This window comes from Sphingobacterium shayense, assembly GCF_013179575.1.
Classification (GTDB): domain Bacteria; phylum Bacteroidota; class Bacteroidia; order Sphingobacteriales; family Sphingobacteriaceae; genus Sphingobacterium; species Sphingobacterium shayense.
On the sequence record NZ_JABMCQ010000101.1, the window covers coordinates 1 to 14,447 of the forward strand.

At 39.8% G+C, this 14,447-nt stretch carries 10 protein-coding genes; 4 read left to right on the forward strand and 6 right to left on the reverse strand.

All coding sequences use genetic code 11. The annotated features are described in order from the left end of the window. Both HP439_RS12245 and HP439_RS12250 read left to right on the forward strand, forming a co-directional pair. On the forward strand, window positions 1-369 hold a 369-nt coding region (locus tag HP439_RS12245; RefSeq protein WP_172390627.1), incomplete at its 5' end, for a hypothetical protein. 8 nt (window positions 370-377) lie between these two features. Beyond that, window positions 378-2,756, forward strand: coding sequence for an endonuclease MutS2 (locus HP439_RS12250; protein ID WP_172390628.1), 2,379 nt, complete (start codon window positions 378-380; stop codon window positions 2,754-2,756). A gap of 80 nt (window positions 2,757-2,836) precedes the next feature. Here HP439_RS12250 and HP439_RS12255 read toward each other — a convergent pair whose 3' ends face one another. Both HP439_RS12255 and HP439_RS12260 read right to left on the reverse strand, forming a co-directional pair. Then, window positions 2,837-3,478, reverse strand: coding sequence for an MgtC/SapB family protein (locus HP439_RS12255; RefSeq protein WP_172390629.1), 642 nt, complete (start codon window positions 3,476-3,478; stop codon window positions 2,837-2,839). Between the two features lie 192 nt (window positions 3,479-3,670). Beyond that, a complete protein-coding gene (locus HP439_RS12260) occupies window positions 3,671-6,226 on the reverse strand; it encodes a TonB-dependent receptor (protein ID WP_172390630.1) in 2,556 nt (851 codons plus the stop codon). Between the two features lie 405 nt (window positions 6,227-6,631). Here HP439_RS12260 and HP439_RS12265 point away from each other — a divergent pair, with 405 nt between their 5' ends. Then, window positions 6,632-10,000, forward strand: coding sequence for a TonB-dependent receptor (locus tag HP439_RS12265; RefSeq protein WP_172390631.1), 3,369 nt, complete (start codon window positions 6,632-6,634; stop codon window positions 9,998-10,000). Window positions 10,001-10,081: 81 nt separating this feature from the next. On the opposite strand, the gene HP439_RS12270 is transcribed toward HP439_RS12265, so the two are convergent. Further along, complete coding sequence (locus HP439_RS12270; protein ID WP_172390635.1) at window positions 10,082-10,786, reverse strand: LOG family protein; 705 nt, start codon at window positions 10,784-10,786, stop codon at window positions 10,082-10,084. A gap of 184 nt (window positions 10,787-10,970) precedes the next feature. Between HP439_RS12270 and recR the strand changes: the two genes are divergently transcribed. Beyond that, on the forward strand, window positions 10,971-11,585 hold the full coding sequence (gene recR, locus HP439_RS12275) for a recombination mediator RecR (RefSeq protein WP_172390632.1): 615 nt from the start codon (window positions 10,971-10,973) through the stop codon (window positions 11,583-11,585). A 13-nt stretch (window positions 11,586-11,598) separates the two neighbouring features. Here recR and HP439_RS12280 read toward each other — a convergent pair whose 3' ends face one another. The 3 genes from HP439_RS12280 to HP439_RS12290 form a co-directional block, all read right to left on the reverse strand. Next, window positions 11,599-12,807 carry an MFS transporter gene (locus HP439_RS12280; RefSeq protein ID WP_172390633.1) on the reverse strand — a complete coding sequence of 403 codons (1,209 nt, stop codon included), beginning with the start codon at window positions 12,805-12,807 and terminating at the stop codon, window positions 11,599-11,601. A 19-nt stretch (window positions 12,808-12,826) separates the two neighbouring features. After that, on the reverse strand, window positions 12,827-13,786 hold the full coding sequence (locus tag HP439_RS12285; protein WP_172390634.1) for a bifunctional metallophosphatase/5'-nucleotidase: 960 nt from the start codon (window positions 13,784-13,786) through the stop codon (window positions 12,827-12,829). After that, window positions 13,761-14,447, reverse strand: a 687-nt coding sequence (locus tag HP439_RS12290) for a 5'-nucleotidase C-terminal domain-containing protein (RefSeq protein WP_246229346.1), incomplete at its 5' end; no start/stop codon positions are given. The genes HP439_RS12285 and HP439_RS12290, both read right to left, overlap by 26 nt.

The following is a 14,447-nucleotide window of genomic DNA, read 5'->3' on the forward strand; positions in this document are numbered from 1 at the left end:
TCGATAACTAATAAGGATATTGAATTTCGAAGAGCGGATTCAACGATACAGGCCACTTTAAACGATAGTATTCAACGCGTACAATATTATACAAAACTTGCTGAGGAGAGTCGAACGTTGATATTGAATGCCAAAAAGGACACATTGCCGCTTTCCTTTGAAAGGTATCATCAAAACTTTATGTCTCGCGTAGGAATTAACGTACGTGTTGATAGTATAAGACGTACTGGAGTCACACCAAGCTCAAAAATAGCTGTGCCAAAGAAAGCTGGTACAATCACAAAAAAAGAGGTGACAAGTCGGGCCCCGTCCAGTAGTCAGCCGCCCGCACTTATAGAAAAAACGCTTGATGCGGCAACCGAAAATTAATTTATAATATGATTTTTCCCAATAACACGATTGATAAACTAGGCTTCAACGAAATTAAAGAGTTTATTAAAGAGAAATGTTTAAGCGAGCCGGGCCGTGTGATGGTGGATAAAATCCAACCTCAACAGAAACTCGATCAAATTGACCGATTTTTACGTCAAACACAGGAATTTAAAGATATTTTATTAAACGATGCAGCGTTACCCGTAGATCATTTGTATCCTATAAAGCCTTTAGCGGAAAAAGCAAAAGTTGAAGGCGCTTTTTTGGGCGAAGACGAATTTTATCGAATTTTGTTATCTCTTCGGACGGTCTACGCGATAATACGGTATTTTAACGAAAGAGAGGGACAATATCCGCACCTAGAGCTGTTATTCGAACATCTTCCTATCGAAAATAGAATTGTTCGACAAATAGAGGGTGTGATTGACGATCGAGGGAAAATGAAGGATAATGCCTCTCGGCTACTGCTTGAAATAAGTCAGCAGATTTTAAAAAGCGAACAGGAGGCTCGTAAACGTATTGACCAAGTTTTTAAGGCGGCGCAAAGCCATGGGTGGACGGCCGATGGGAATCTAACTATTCGGGATGGTCGGCTCTGTATTCCTATTCTGGCGGAAAATAAGAGAAAATTAAAGGGCTTGATTCATGATGAATCGGCTACGGGGCAAACGGCTTATATAGAGCCTGAAGAGGTGTTTCAGCTAAACAATAAGATTAGAGATTTAGAGTTTGAACGTCGTCGGGAGGTGATACGTATACTTACCGATCTCACGACGGAGCTTCGTCCCTACGTGCCACTTCTACTCTCTTATCACGGTTTATTAAGCAAACTAGATTTCGTACGTGCGAAAGCACTTTTTGCGATAGACATCCAAGCGGATATGCCTGAATTGTCTAAGGAGGGAGAAATCAATTTAGTGAATGCTCGTCACCCGTTGCTGTATATTAATTCGAAAAAAGAAGGACATCAAACCGTGGTTCCTCTAAACATTAAGATCGACCAGCAAGACCGTATAATATTGGTTTCAGGCCCGAATGCCGGGGGTAAATCAGTTTGCATGAAAACCGTCGGTTTATTACAGATTATGACACAATCAGGACTTTTAATTCCTGCCGAACCAACGACGAAAGTTGGCGTATTTAAACAGATATTTGCGGACATCGGTGACGATCAATCCATAGAGAGCGATCTAAGTACGTATAGTGCACATTTGTCAAAGATGAAACACTTTACCGAGTTTTCTAATGCTCGGACACTTGTGTTGATTGATGAGTTTGGTACGGGAACAGATCCCTTATTTGGGGGGCCAATTGCAGAAGCCGTACTAGAGGTGTTACATAAAAAGAATATTCGCGGTGTGATTACGACGCATTACTCAAACCTGAAAGTGTTTGCTAGTAATACCGAAGGAATAGAGAATGCCTCTATGCTGTTTGACAACGGTGCTATGCGTCCGCTGTATATATTGCAAGTTGGAAAACCAGGGAGCTCTTACGCCTTTGAAATTGCACAGAAGATAGGTCTCGGTAAAGCCGTTTTAGAGGCAGCGAAACTAAAAATAGGTACGCAACAGAAAAAGGTGGATACATTGTTAATTGATCTAGAACGTGATAAACGTTATGTTTATGACACGAAAGTTGCCATTAATAAGCGAGAAAGGGAGCTCGAAGCCTTAAAGAAAGAATATGAAGGTCTAAATGCGAACCTACAGGAAAATAAGACGCAGATTATCCGACAAGCGAAAGAAGAAGCCAAACAGATATTAAAAGACGCTAACAGGTTAGTCGAAAATACTATATCCGATATCAAATCTGTAAAAGCAGATAAGGAAAAGACCAAAGAGTTTCGTAAGAATTTGCATTCAGCTATTGAAAAGCACACAGAGCCTAAAAAGGCCCTAAAAACGAACCCTTTAGCTCCATCCAGCGATGAAATAATTGAAGTGGGGGATTGGGTTCGCATGATTGATACAGAAACAGAAGGACAGGTGATGGAAGTTTCTAAAGGAAACAATTTAATCCTTGCTTTAGGAGATCTTCGTACGGTTGTGAAAAAAAATAAGGTTATTAAGTTAAGGGGAAAGGAAAAGGCAAAGGTTGCAAAAAGACATAGCACACTTTCTACCGGATCCTCGGCAGATTTTAGCCCCGAGGTTGATTTGCGTGGAATGCGAACGGACGACGCCTTACATAAACTTGAACTTGTGCTTGATAGGGCTGTTATGATTGGATACCCTTCGTTAAAAATACTTCATGGTAAAGGCGATGGTATTTTGCGAAAGTTTATCAGAGAATATTTGCGTAAATATAACCATGTATCGCATATTGAAGATGAACACGCTGACCGCGGTGGTGACGGAGTAACGTATGCCTATATCAACTAAGCCTTTGTTAGCAATGATGTTATCGCTAAGAAATTAATTTTTAACAAAGACTATAAAAAAGGTACAGCCGCTTTAGTATATTAATTGTTATTGAATGCATAGACATATTCAAGGGATACTATTGCGTCGTTGGCTCGTCGTATACTCTTCTTCGTACCAGAGATATCGTACAAAACTAATAAATGTCGACCGTTTTTCTCCATCCCTTTCCGTTGCAGTTTGACGGAATATTCTTTTAAAAAATTTTCAAACTCCCCGAGTTTGGAAATTTGGACATTTTCAAATGATATATGGATGGTTTGAACCGTGTATATATTGCTCAACAGTTTTTCAATAAGCTGAAATAACGATAATATAACAACCATCAATCCCGTAAAGATAAATGCAAGTGCGTATTCTTCAAAACCGATCATCATACCGACGCCGGCCATCGACCAAATGACCGCAGCGGTCGTTAACCCTTGTACGGTAAATTTACCCTGATAAATGACTCCTGCGCCCAGAAATCCGATACCGGTCACGATGTTTGCAGCTATCCTGTCATCTGAAAATTCTCCTGTTCGGGATAACATCGTAAAAACCGTCGACCCAAAGCAGATGAGAATGACAGTACGAAATCCGGCGGATTTATTTTTGTATTCCCGTTCGAAACCAACGATCGCGCCGCATAGAATGGATATTAGCACACTAATAACACGGCTGTCGCTAAATACTTCGTACATATTTGTCAAAATTTAAATTATGGGTATTGTTTGCTAAATATAACAATTTAATTGGATGAACGGTTTGGAAGGGATTTATCTGACTTTGAGATTTATTTTCCAATAACGTTTGTTAGCTATAACGAATCGCTCTTTTCAAAAATTAAGCCCCAAAACTTTGGGGCTTAATAGCGTATATGTTGTTTGTTTATATTAAAAAGTAAATTTAACTGAACCATTCCAGGTACGACCTACACCAACTAATACCGTATTAGAAGTATTGATGCCATTCCAGTATTCCGCACCATCTTCTTGGAACACGCTGGTTGAGGCTTCAGATATATAGAATTTATCAAACAGGTTGTTCAGGTTTAGACGAAAGCTTAGCGCATTTTTAGACGTAATATTCCATTCATAAGAAACCCCCGCATCGAATAATTGATAGCTAGGTAATTCTAAAACTTCACCTGAAGGCGATTCTTTCGAGGAATATAATCTATCGAACGCCCTAAAGTCAGCATCAATAGAAAGACCATTAATGATTTGATAAACGGCACCAAGACCATACGTCGTTTGCGCTGCATTTCCGACTTGGTCTCCCGTACGATCGGTCTCTGAAGTCGCTAGCACAACACGATTTTCATTGCGAGTTATGCTGGTATTTACGCCGTCATAAACCCAATCACCGATAGATGCAAAGCCCGTAAATTGAAGCCCTGTAAATGGTCTAGATATAAAATCGAGTTCAAGTCCCTGATGATCTTGTTTCACACCGTAATACGAAAAATATAGAAAATCGCCCTCAACTAATAATGACGGGTCGTTCGTCGGATTGTACGTTTCCACGTCTGCGGCTGAAGCATTACGGGACTCTCCAGTCACACGGTTAGCCCATGTGGTTCTGTACGCGTTAAAGTTTACATCGATATATTCCGAGGTGAACTTATATCCTAGTTCAAGACCTAATATTTTTTCATTTTCTGCATATGGGTTAATGTCATTTGCATAGTTCATGAAAATATTATTTTGGAACGGCTGGCGTGAATAATATCCTGCATTACCAAAAATAGTATGGTTATCAACGGCATAACTCACTCCACCTTTCGTGTTGTACCCGAAATTATTAACGTTTTCCGATTTTTGATTTCCAGGCGTGTATTGGAAATAGTCCTTGCGAATGTTTTGTTGTTGCGAAATTGATCCTTGGAAAAAAGCTGTGAAACCTTCTCTCGCGTACTCCAACTGACCAAATAAACCACCATAACGAATAATTTGGTTGTAATCCCACGCAAGTCGATCTTGAGGAGTACTTGGTCTATCTGTCCAAGCTTTCCATGGATTGATACTATAGATATTCGAAGTGGTAATCGGTTCTTCAAAATTAACGTTTCCACTGTGTGTTATCGAGGAAGCCCCCAGTAAATCAGTTACCTGTCTATAGTGTTCACCTTTGTAATCCCGCAAGTCAAACCCAAGGTTGAAATTTAGATATTCGTTTAATTTACGATTATAGTTAGTTACTAGTCCGAACCATTGATGGTTATTGACATCCGCTGCGAGGTAAGGAACCCGTGCGTCGGTAGCATCAGAACGTCGAGATTGTCCACCGCCACGAGCAACAGAGCCATAAAACACGGTTGAAAGCGAGGCGTTTTCATCAATTTCCCAATCCCAGTTTAAATTGGCGACCGGCTTGTGGTAATAGTTCTTACGATAATTTATCTGTTCTCCGTTAACCTCGCTAACATTACTGTTAAAGCGACGACCGTTTTCTAAATATTTTTGAAGTGTTGAGGTATACCCTTGATTGTGCCATTGAGGAGCACCAGTAACCATCAAATTTAAATTGTGTTTATCGTTCACTTTGTAGCCTACAGAAAGGAAATAATTCTGCCCTTTACCGGCGGTACGGTCTACATAACCGTCACCCTGCCAGTGTGTAAACATAGCGGAAACGGCAAACCCGTTATTCATCAGACCTGTGTTGTATGCCACAGTTGATTTTAAATAGCCGTCATTCCCAACTCCTTGTTTTAAGAATCCGCCCTGTTGTTTTTCTGTAGATTTAGTAATAAAATTGATTGTTCCACCAACTGACGAAATAGCTAGTTTCGACGAACCTAATCCTCGTTGGATCTGAACCAAGGATGCAATATCGGACATTCCGGACCAATTGGACCAATAAAGACTGCCGTTGTCCATTCCATTGATTGGCTGACCGTTTAAGAGAAAAGCGGTGTTAGACTGGTCAAAACCACGTGTAGTCATGGACGTTTCACCAAAACCTTTTGCCTGTCCGGTAATATATACCGATGGAGTGTTTACCATTGAAGAAGTAATGTCTTGTGAACCGACTTTTGCTTCAATCTGTTTTTGTGAAATTGTTGACACTGCAATGGGGGTTTTTCTTCCTTCCGCAATATCAATAACTCCGCGTCCGACAACGACAACCTCGTCCAAGTATTCTGTTGAGTTTGCTTCTAAGATGATCGTATCTAGATTAGATTGATCCGAGTAGTTAATAAGCTTGGTAAGAAAGCCCATGTAACGAATTTCGATTTTGCCTTCTGATTGGTCAGTCGACAAGGAGAAATCTCCATTAACATCGGAAGATGTTCCTGTTTGTGTGCCTTGAACGGTGACGGATGCACCTGCGATAGGTGTTTGTCCGTTCGTGATTTTGCCGGTAAGTACTCGTTGAGCGAGTGCTACGTTACCAGTCAGCATAAACGCCAAAAAGGCAAGCCAAAGGGTGGTGTTTTTTTGCATTTTTTATATACAATTTTTGAAATTGGTTGCAAAGTTAACTTTTTATTTTTGGAAAGTAAATGGTTGATTTAAAATATGTTTCTGTTTGTTATTGTCGACCTAACGACTAGATGTTTTAAGGGGTAACCAATCTCTAGTATTTTAAAACTTGTTTCAATAGTTTTCCACATTCAGTAAATGTTAAATTTTGTTAAAATTGAAATTTTTAACGAGGCATCTTGTCAATTTTTCAAAAAATCAATCATTATTTTTTTAGTCTTGAAATTCCTTTTTTTTATTTGGTTAAATTTGATTCGAGAAACCGCTACATTGCTGGCTGTCTTTGCGTTAAGTTTATGTTAACTCGAAGAAATGTCAACACAGATCTTTAAATTTGTCGACTGAATATTATTAACAAAAACTCATATGAAAAAAATTCTACCGTTCTTTGGTTTGCTTTTGGCCAGTTATGGAACTATTCAAGCGCAAGTCACTACAAGTGGTATGTCCGGTGTTGTGACCGAGTCGACAGGACATGCAACCGCCGGGGCGACCATTAAAGCAACTCATGAACCTTCCGGTACTACTTATTCGGGCTCGGCGAACGTCGCGGGTCGTTTTAATTTAGCCAATATGCGTGTAGGCGGCCCATACCGGGTGGAAGTGACCTATGTTGGGCAAGATCCACTTGTGTATGAAGATGTGTACCTCGAACTAGGGCAACCTTTTGTTTTAAACCCTGTATTTGCAAGCAATGCGACAACCTTAGAGGAAGTTGTTGTAACAGGTGTGAATGGTATAAGTGTTAATAAAACAGGTGCAGCCACGCGTGTCGGTTTGAAGCAAATTCAAGAACTACCTCAAACGAGTAGAAGTATTACTGAGTTCACGCGGTTAACGCCGCAAGCGAACGGGAACTCATTCGCTGGGCGTGATGCGAGATACAACAATTTACAAATTGATGGAGCAAACTTTAACAACGGATTTGGCTTAACAACTGACCCTTTACCAGGCGGAAGTTCTCAACCAATCTCTCTTGATGCGATTGAGGAAATCTCTGTGAATATTGCTCCGTTCGATGTAACACAGTCGGGCTTTACTGGAGCAGGTATTAACGCGGTAACAAAATCCGGAACCAATGAATTCCACGGTTCGGTTTACGGGTACTATAATAACGAATACCTAAATGGTGTTAAGATCAATAAAAAAAACATTGATTTTGTCGATGGAGCGAAAAAGAATTATGGTTTGACGCTCGGAGGTCCGATTATCAAGAATAAGCTATTCTTCTTCGTAAGCGGCGAGCGTGAAATAGCAACGGGAGCAAATGCATCAGGAGCAAACCTTTGGAAACCATCGACCAATGGCGTTGCTATTCCTTCACAAAACGTTACGAGAGTGTTAGAGAATGATTTAATTGCAGTTAGTAACCACCTTAAAAATCAATTCGGTTACGATCCAGGACGCTATGAGGGATATGCTAATGAAGCAAATCAATCTGGAGATAAATTTTTAGCTCGTATTGATTGGAATATTGATGATCAACACAAAGCTGCTTTCCGTTATAACGTATTAAAAGGAAAGTCAATGCAAGTTGCCAATGCTAGTTCAGGACCGCGACCACGTTCAAACTTTGGACGTGTGAGTGAAAATTCTATGACTTTTGAAAATGGGAACTATGCTTTTGAAAATATTGTTCGATCATTTACTGCCGAGTTAAATTCTAATTTCAATGCACAATTATCTAACAAGTTCTTGTTTACCTATTCGAAGATTCAGGATACAAGGACGACGCCTAATGATGGTAAATTATTTCCGTTTGTCGATATTTGGGATGGAAATGTAGGCAGTAATGGCGCTGTGGGAACTAATAATTATATGAGTTTTGGCACCGAGTTATTCTCTTATCTAAATGACGTCGTTAACGATAATTTCTCCTTTACCAACAACTTGACATATAATGCTGGCATACATAATATAACAGGAGGTGCCGCCTATGAAGTACAAAAATTTGGAAATTCGTACGTACGGATGGGAACGGGTTATTATCGTTACAATTCGGTAGAAGATTTTTTGAAGACAGGTACTCCTGACGAGGTGGCTCCCACGATGTACGGCATTACTTACCCTTATGAAGGGCAAGAGACATATGCTCGCGTAAATTTCGGACTTGCATCATTGTATGCTCAGGATCGAATCACATTAACGGATCGTTTTAACTTTACTGTCGGACTACGGGCGGAATTGCCTATATACTTAAATAAATTGACTGCAAATCCGTCAATTGATGCACTGGAATTGTTAGATGTTGATGGTACACCGCGAACTTATTCTTCCGGATCATGGCCGAAGTCACGGATTATGCTCTCTCCTCGTTTAGGTTTTAATTACGATGTTTTCGGGGATCGTAGCCTAACGCTTCGTGGTGGGACAGGCATTTTCACCGGGCGTGTGCCTTTCGTATGGTTGACCAATATGCCGACCAACTCTGGGGTTTTACAAAATAACGTCGAGCCGGGTTCATATGATGATGTCGCTGGATGGATCGGAAATGTTCGCTTTCATCCGGAGGATATATATTATCACGTAAATAATGTACCGGCAGGTGCCGAAGATGTATTCATACGTACGCCGAATGAAGGTGCACCCTCGTCATTCTCGTTGGTAGATGATAACTTTAAGATGCCATCGGTTTGGAGAACTAGCTTTGGTGCGGATTATAAGATTCCAAACACGCCGATTACTCTAACGACGGACATTCTGTACACCAAAGATGTTAATGCAGTTTTTCAGTATGGCGCAAATAGAAAACCTTCAGCATTTACGATGAATTATGCCGGCGACAATCGTGCATACTATCCAACTAGTGAAGCCTATCAATATAATCCTGAGATGGGGGCGAACTCAGTTACGGTGTTAACTAATACCAACTCGAAAGGACACGCATTTTCCGCAACGTTCGGTGCGAGTGTTGCTCCTTGGAATGGTCTTTCTGGATCGGTATTCTATACATATTCCGATGCGAAAGAAGTATCTGCAAACGCAGGATCTAATGCATCTTCTGCATGGGGTGGATCTCCAGTGATTAATTCGCCAAATGATGATATGCTAAATATTTCCAACTTTGCTATTCCACACCGTTTAGTTGCTAATATTAGCTATACGATAAAGAACACAACATTAGGTATTTATTATAATGGCTCACATCAAGGTAGATATTCATACTATTATGCAAATGATTTAAATGGTGATGGTCAAGCAATGGACTTAATTTACCTTCCAAAATCAGCTAGCGATTTAACGTTTCAGGCATTTTCAGTGGACTATGAAAATACTGCCGGTGCTGAGCTGACTAAAGAAATGTCAATTGCAGATCAACGAAAAGCTTTTGAAGATTTTATTGCAGAAAACGATCTAGAGTCATACCGTGGAAGGTATTTGCCAAGAAATGAATTCTTAATGCCTTGGTTAAATAGAATAGATATTAGATGGACACAAAATTTATTTAACAACGTCGCATTGAAGAATGATAAAATACAATTTACTGTTGACATTCTAAACCTTGGTAATTTAATAAATTCAGAATGGGGTGTTCAAACGGATATTCTTTCTGCTGGGAGAAACATTCTAACAAACAGGGGTGTCGAGGATGGTGTTCCTACATTCAGAATGTTATATACGCAGGATCCAGCAATTGATGAAAATGAACCATTTTTGGTTACTACTCCGTTCCGTCCAGCAAGTACTACTGGTACGACATGGAGTGCAATGATAGGTCTACGTTATTCATTTTAAATTGTCGGATTGACCATAAAAAGGAAGGGCCTTTGGAGATTAAATCTAGAGGCCCTTTGTAGTAAATTGTGAAACCAAGTGCTAAAAGTTTGGTTTTAATAGATACTTATCGTAGAAGCGGAATATGTGTTCCACAGCTTCTTCTGCAGTATCGACCAACCGGTATAATTTTAAGTCTTCTTCGGATATATTAGCATGCGCTAGCATGGTATTTTCAATCCAATTGAATAGCCCTCCCCAATATTCTTTACCAACCAAGACTATTGGAAAACGAGCAATTTTCCCTGTCTGGATCAGTGTGATAGCTTCAAAAAGCTCGTCCATAGTTCCGAAGCCACCCGGTAAGACAATATAGCCTTGGGAATATTTCATAAACATAACCTTGCGTACGAAGAAGTAATTGAACTCGAGAAGTTTATCGTGATCTATATATTTATTATGAAACTGTTCGAAAGGAAGTTCTATATTTAACCCGACCGACTTTCCTCCGGCTTGAAATGCTCCTTTGTTAGCTGCTTCCATGATTCCAGGACCACCGCCTGAAATCACTCCGTATCCCTTTTCCGCAAGTAAACGTGCTACTTCAACGGTTGTTTCATAATATTTATGTTCAGATTTGGTACGTGCCGATCCAAAAATTGATACACAAGGGCCAATTTTTGCTAGCTTCTCAAACCCGTCGACGAATTCAGCCATTATTTTGAAGATCTGCCACGAATCTTTAACTTTGATTTCCTGCCAAGTCTTGTTGGCAAATGAACGTCGGATTTTATCCTCTTTTACCATATTTTTTATCATTGTTTAACGTTTCCAATATAGTGATTTTTTTCAGGTTTTGAATTACCGCGGACCTTTCCGACTAAGAGAGGACGGTGAGATGATTAAAGGAAATAGCGCGATGGTTTGTATAGAAGAGACTTTACATATACGCTTTTTTGAATATTACCATTTAACTTTTTACATTTGCAGTATGCAATTCTCCTCGAGATTATTAGAACAAGCGGTCGATGAATTTGGACGGCTGCCGGGTGTAGGTAAAAAGACGGCTTTACGTTTAGTCTTACATTTGCTTAAGCAAACGAATGGGGAAGTAGCACGATTCACAGGTTCGATCAATCAGTTAAAAGAACATATTAAATATTGCAGCAATTGCTTTAATATTTCAGATGATTTGGTCTGTGAAATATGCAATTCCAATAAGCGGGATCAAGAAATCATATGTGTGGTCGAAGATACCCGTGATGTAATGGCCATTGAAAATACCAACCAATATCAAGGGGTATACCACGTTTTGGGTGGATTAATATCACCAATGGATGGGATAGGACCGTCGGATTTGAAAATCGAGGCTCTTGTTGAGCGGTTAAAGACGAATGGTGTAAAAGAAGTTATTTTAGCGTTAAGTGCTACGATGGAAGGAGATACTACCATTTTTTATCTTTATCGTAAACTTAAAGAATTTGATATTCAATTAAGTACCATCGCACGTGGTATTGCATTCGGTGGTGAGCTTGAATATGTTGATGAATTAACATTAGGCAGGTCGATTGTTACTAGAGTTCCTTATGAGAGAAATGTCGGCTAGTCTAGTTTCTTCTCTACAGTTTCTTTAATATCCAGGAAAAACCAATACTCGTAATGATTAATAGACCACCTGTACACAACCATAAGACACTATAACCATAATGTTCTGCTAGGTAAGTTCCAAAAAACGGCGAAAAGATATTGGCAGCGGCGAAGGCCAGCGAATTAAATCCCATATAAGCCCCTTGTGTATTTAGTGTGGCTCGAGAGGCGCTAATAGTCGCGGTAAAAGGTAAGGTAAGCATTTCTCCAATCGAGAGGATAAACATTGAAAGATATAACCATATAATTCCTAGAGGCATATACAACATTAGATAGGAGATACCAGCGATAGCGGTTCCAAGAATCATGATTACTCTTGGCGTAAATCGATGTTCGACGGCATGCACGAGTAACATCTCAAACACAACTATGCAAAACCCGCTAAATCCCATTAACAGACCGATCTGAGATTCAGGAAGCAGCATTTCCTCTTTATAATACAGCGGTAATGTACTTAGGAGTTGAAAGAAGGCCATTGAAAATAAACAGCAAAAAATATTGAATATAATAAAAGGAGGATCTAGATAAGCGTTACGGTCCTTCGATGATGGATATTTTTCTTTACTTGCGGTTAAGGGCTGGGTAAGCGTTCGTGGTTTCTTGTTATGAAAAAATAGGACAAAGACAATTGCCGCAAGTAGTGCTGCAAGTGCGTTCCCGTAGAATATCCAATTGTAAGAAATCATGGCTAAAACACCGGCTAGTGCTGGGCCTATTGAAAAACCCAAATTGATTGCCATTCGGTTTAGTGAATAGGCACGCGTAAGGTTCTCCGGTTTTGCATAACGAGCAACAGAAACGGAGTTGGCGGGTCGGAATGTATCGGCAACTAATGTTAACAAAAAGATCATCCCGGCTAAGGATTCCACGGTTTTAAAATGGGGTAATACAAAAAAAATAGGAACTGTAAGAAGTAGGCTGAAACACTGTACTTTATAATTCCCAAATTTGTCCGTCAACCACCCACCCAACCAGGATCCGCAAACAGACCCTAGTCCGAAGCAGCCCAAAACAATACCGATCTGGGGCTTACTGAAATTTAGCTCTGTGGACATATACATACCAAGAAAAGGAATCACCATGGAACCAATTCGATTTATGAGCATAACAACAGCGAGCAACCAAGCTTCTTTAGATAAACCGCGATATGAATCAATATAAAGATTAAGTAATTTGTTCACTTGAGTCGGTTTTGATTAGTTACGTAGTCACGGTTTGATCAAATTTTTGATCGATGGTATAGTGTTGTGCGATTACTTTTTTACTCCTTTTTGATCTGTTGAATAAAATATCCAAACGGCCCAAACGTATTCCAGCAAAGCCTACCTGGTTTATATATACATCGTTGTCATCAAGATCTTTAATTATTGTTGGTTTATCTAAAAATGTATGTGTATGACCGCCAAGAATAATATCGACGTTTCGAATATTTGCAGCCAATTTGAGATCAGAGACTTGCTCATCGGTATATTCATAACCTAAATGTGATAAACATATAACTAAATCACATTTTTCTTTCTCTTTCAATAATTTTGCGACATTGTTTACAACGGGGATAGGGTCTAGATAGGTCATACCTTTAAAGCTATTTGGATCTACGAGGCCCTCAACATTGACGCCTACACCTGTGATACCTATGCGTAACCCACCGCGTGAAATAACAATATATTCTTTGGTTTTTCCTTCTAGGATAGTACCTGAAAAATCGTAGTTGGCTGTCAGGAATGGGAATTTCGCACTGTCAAAATGTTTCATAATTCCAGCCAGTCCATTATCGAACTCATGATTTCCAAAGGTGCCTGCATCATATCTCAGTTTACTCATGAGCTCGAGTTCGAGTTTACCACCGAAAAGATTAAAGTAAGGAGTACCCTGAAACATATCACCCGAATCGAGGAGCAAGACATTATCCTCTTGATTTCGGATCATTTCAATTAGTGTACTACGGCGTGCCACACCACCCAATCCTTGATTCCTTGAACCATCCATTGGAAAAGGTTCGATTCGACTATGTACATCATTGGTGTGAAGGATCGTTAGTCGTACTTCTTGATCAGCAGCTTGTGTATTTTTATGGTAAGCACTCAGCGTGACTGCTGCACCCAGGGTTACGGACTGCTTAATAAACTTTCTTCTATTTATGAATCGTAACTCTTCCATCTGTTTTCGTCTGAATGTGTTTACCTTGGTTTGTTAAAAAAGATACATATTCTATTAATGCCTCTCGTACGCGCTGAGGATGATCTTTTCTCTCAAGTACCGTATCCAAAAAAGTGATATAGTCTCCTCCGTTTGCAAGGTAATCGTAGGTGACCATTTTGTAGCGTGCGTTAGAATCGACAGGGAGACCATTTATTTCAAAAGTAACTACTTTATTATCTTGGATGACTAGTTTTATTCCAGAAGCGGGTTGGCCGCCAGTTTTTGCCATATAATCGGCCCAGCGTAAGATATCTTTGCCGCTTAATGTGAGGATAGTGACGGCATTCTCAAATGGCATCATTTCAAAAATATTTCCAATAGTGATATCTCCTTGTGGTAATCCAGCGCGAATTCCTCCTTTAGTTGCAAAACTTACACTTACTTCTGGATCCAGCTGTTTTCCTTTCCACAATAATGCGTCAACAAAAAAATTTCCGGCTAGACTCTCGGTCTCTCGATTCTTCGTAAGCGCGACATCAGACACCCCTATGACGCGATTCATTTCCTGTTCTAGCTTAATTTTAAAAGGAGAATAATAATTTACGATAGCGGTATCATTCTGAACTGAAGTGTCGATTTGATAATATTGTACCTTTTTTACCGTGGGATGTAACTGTGT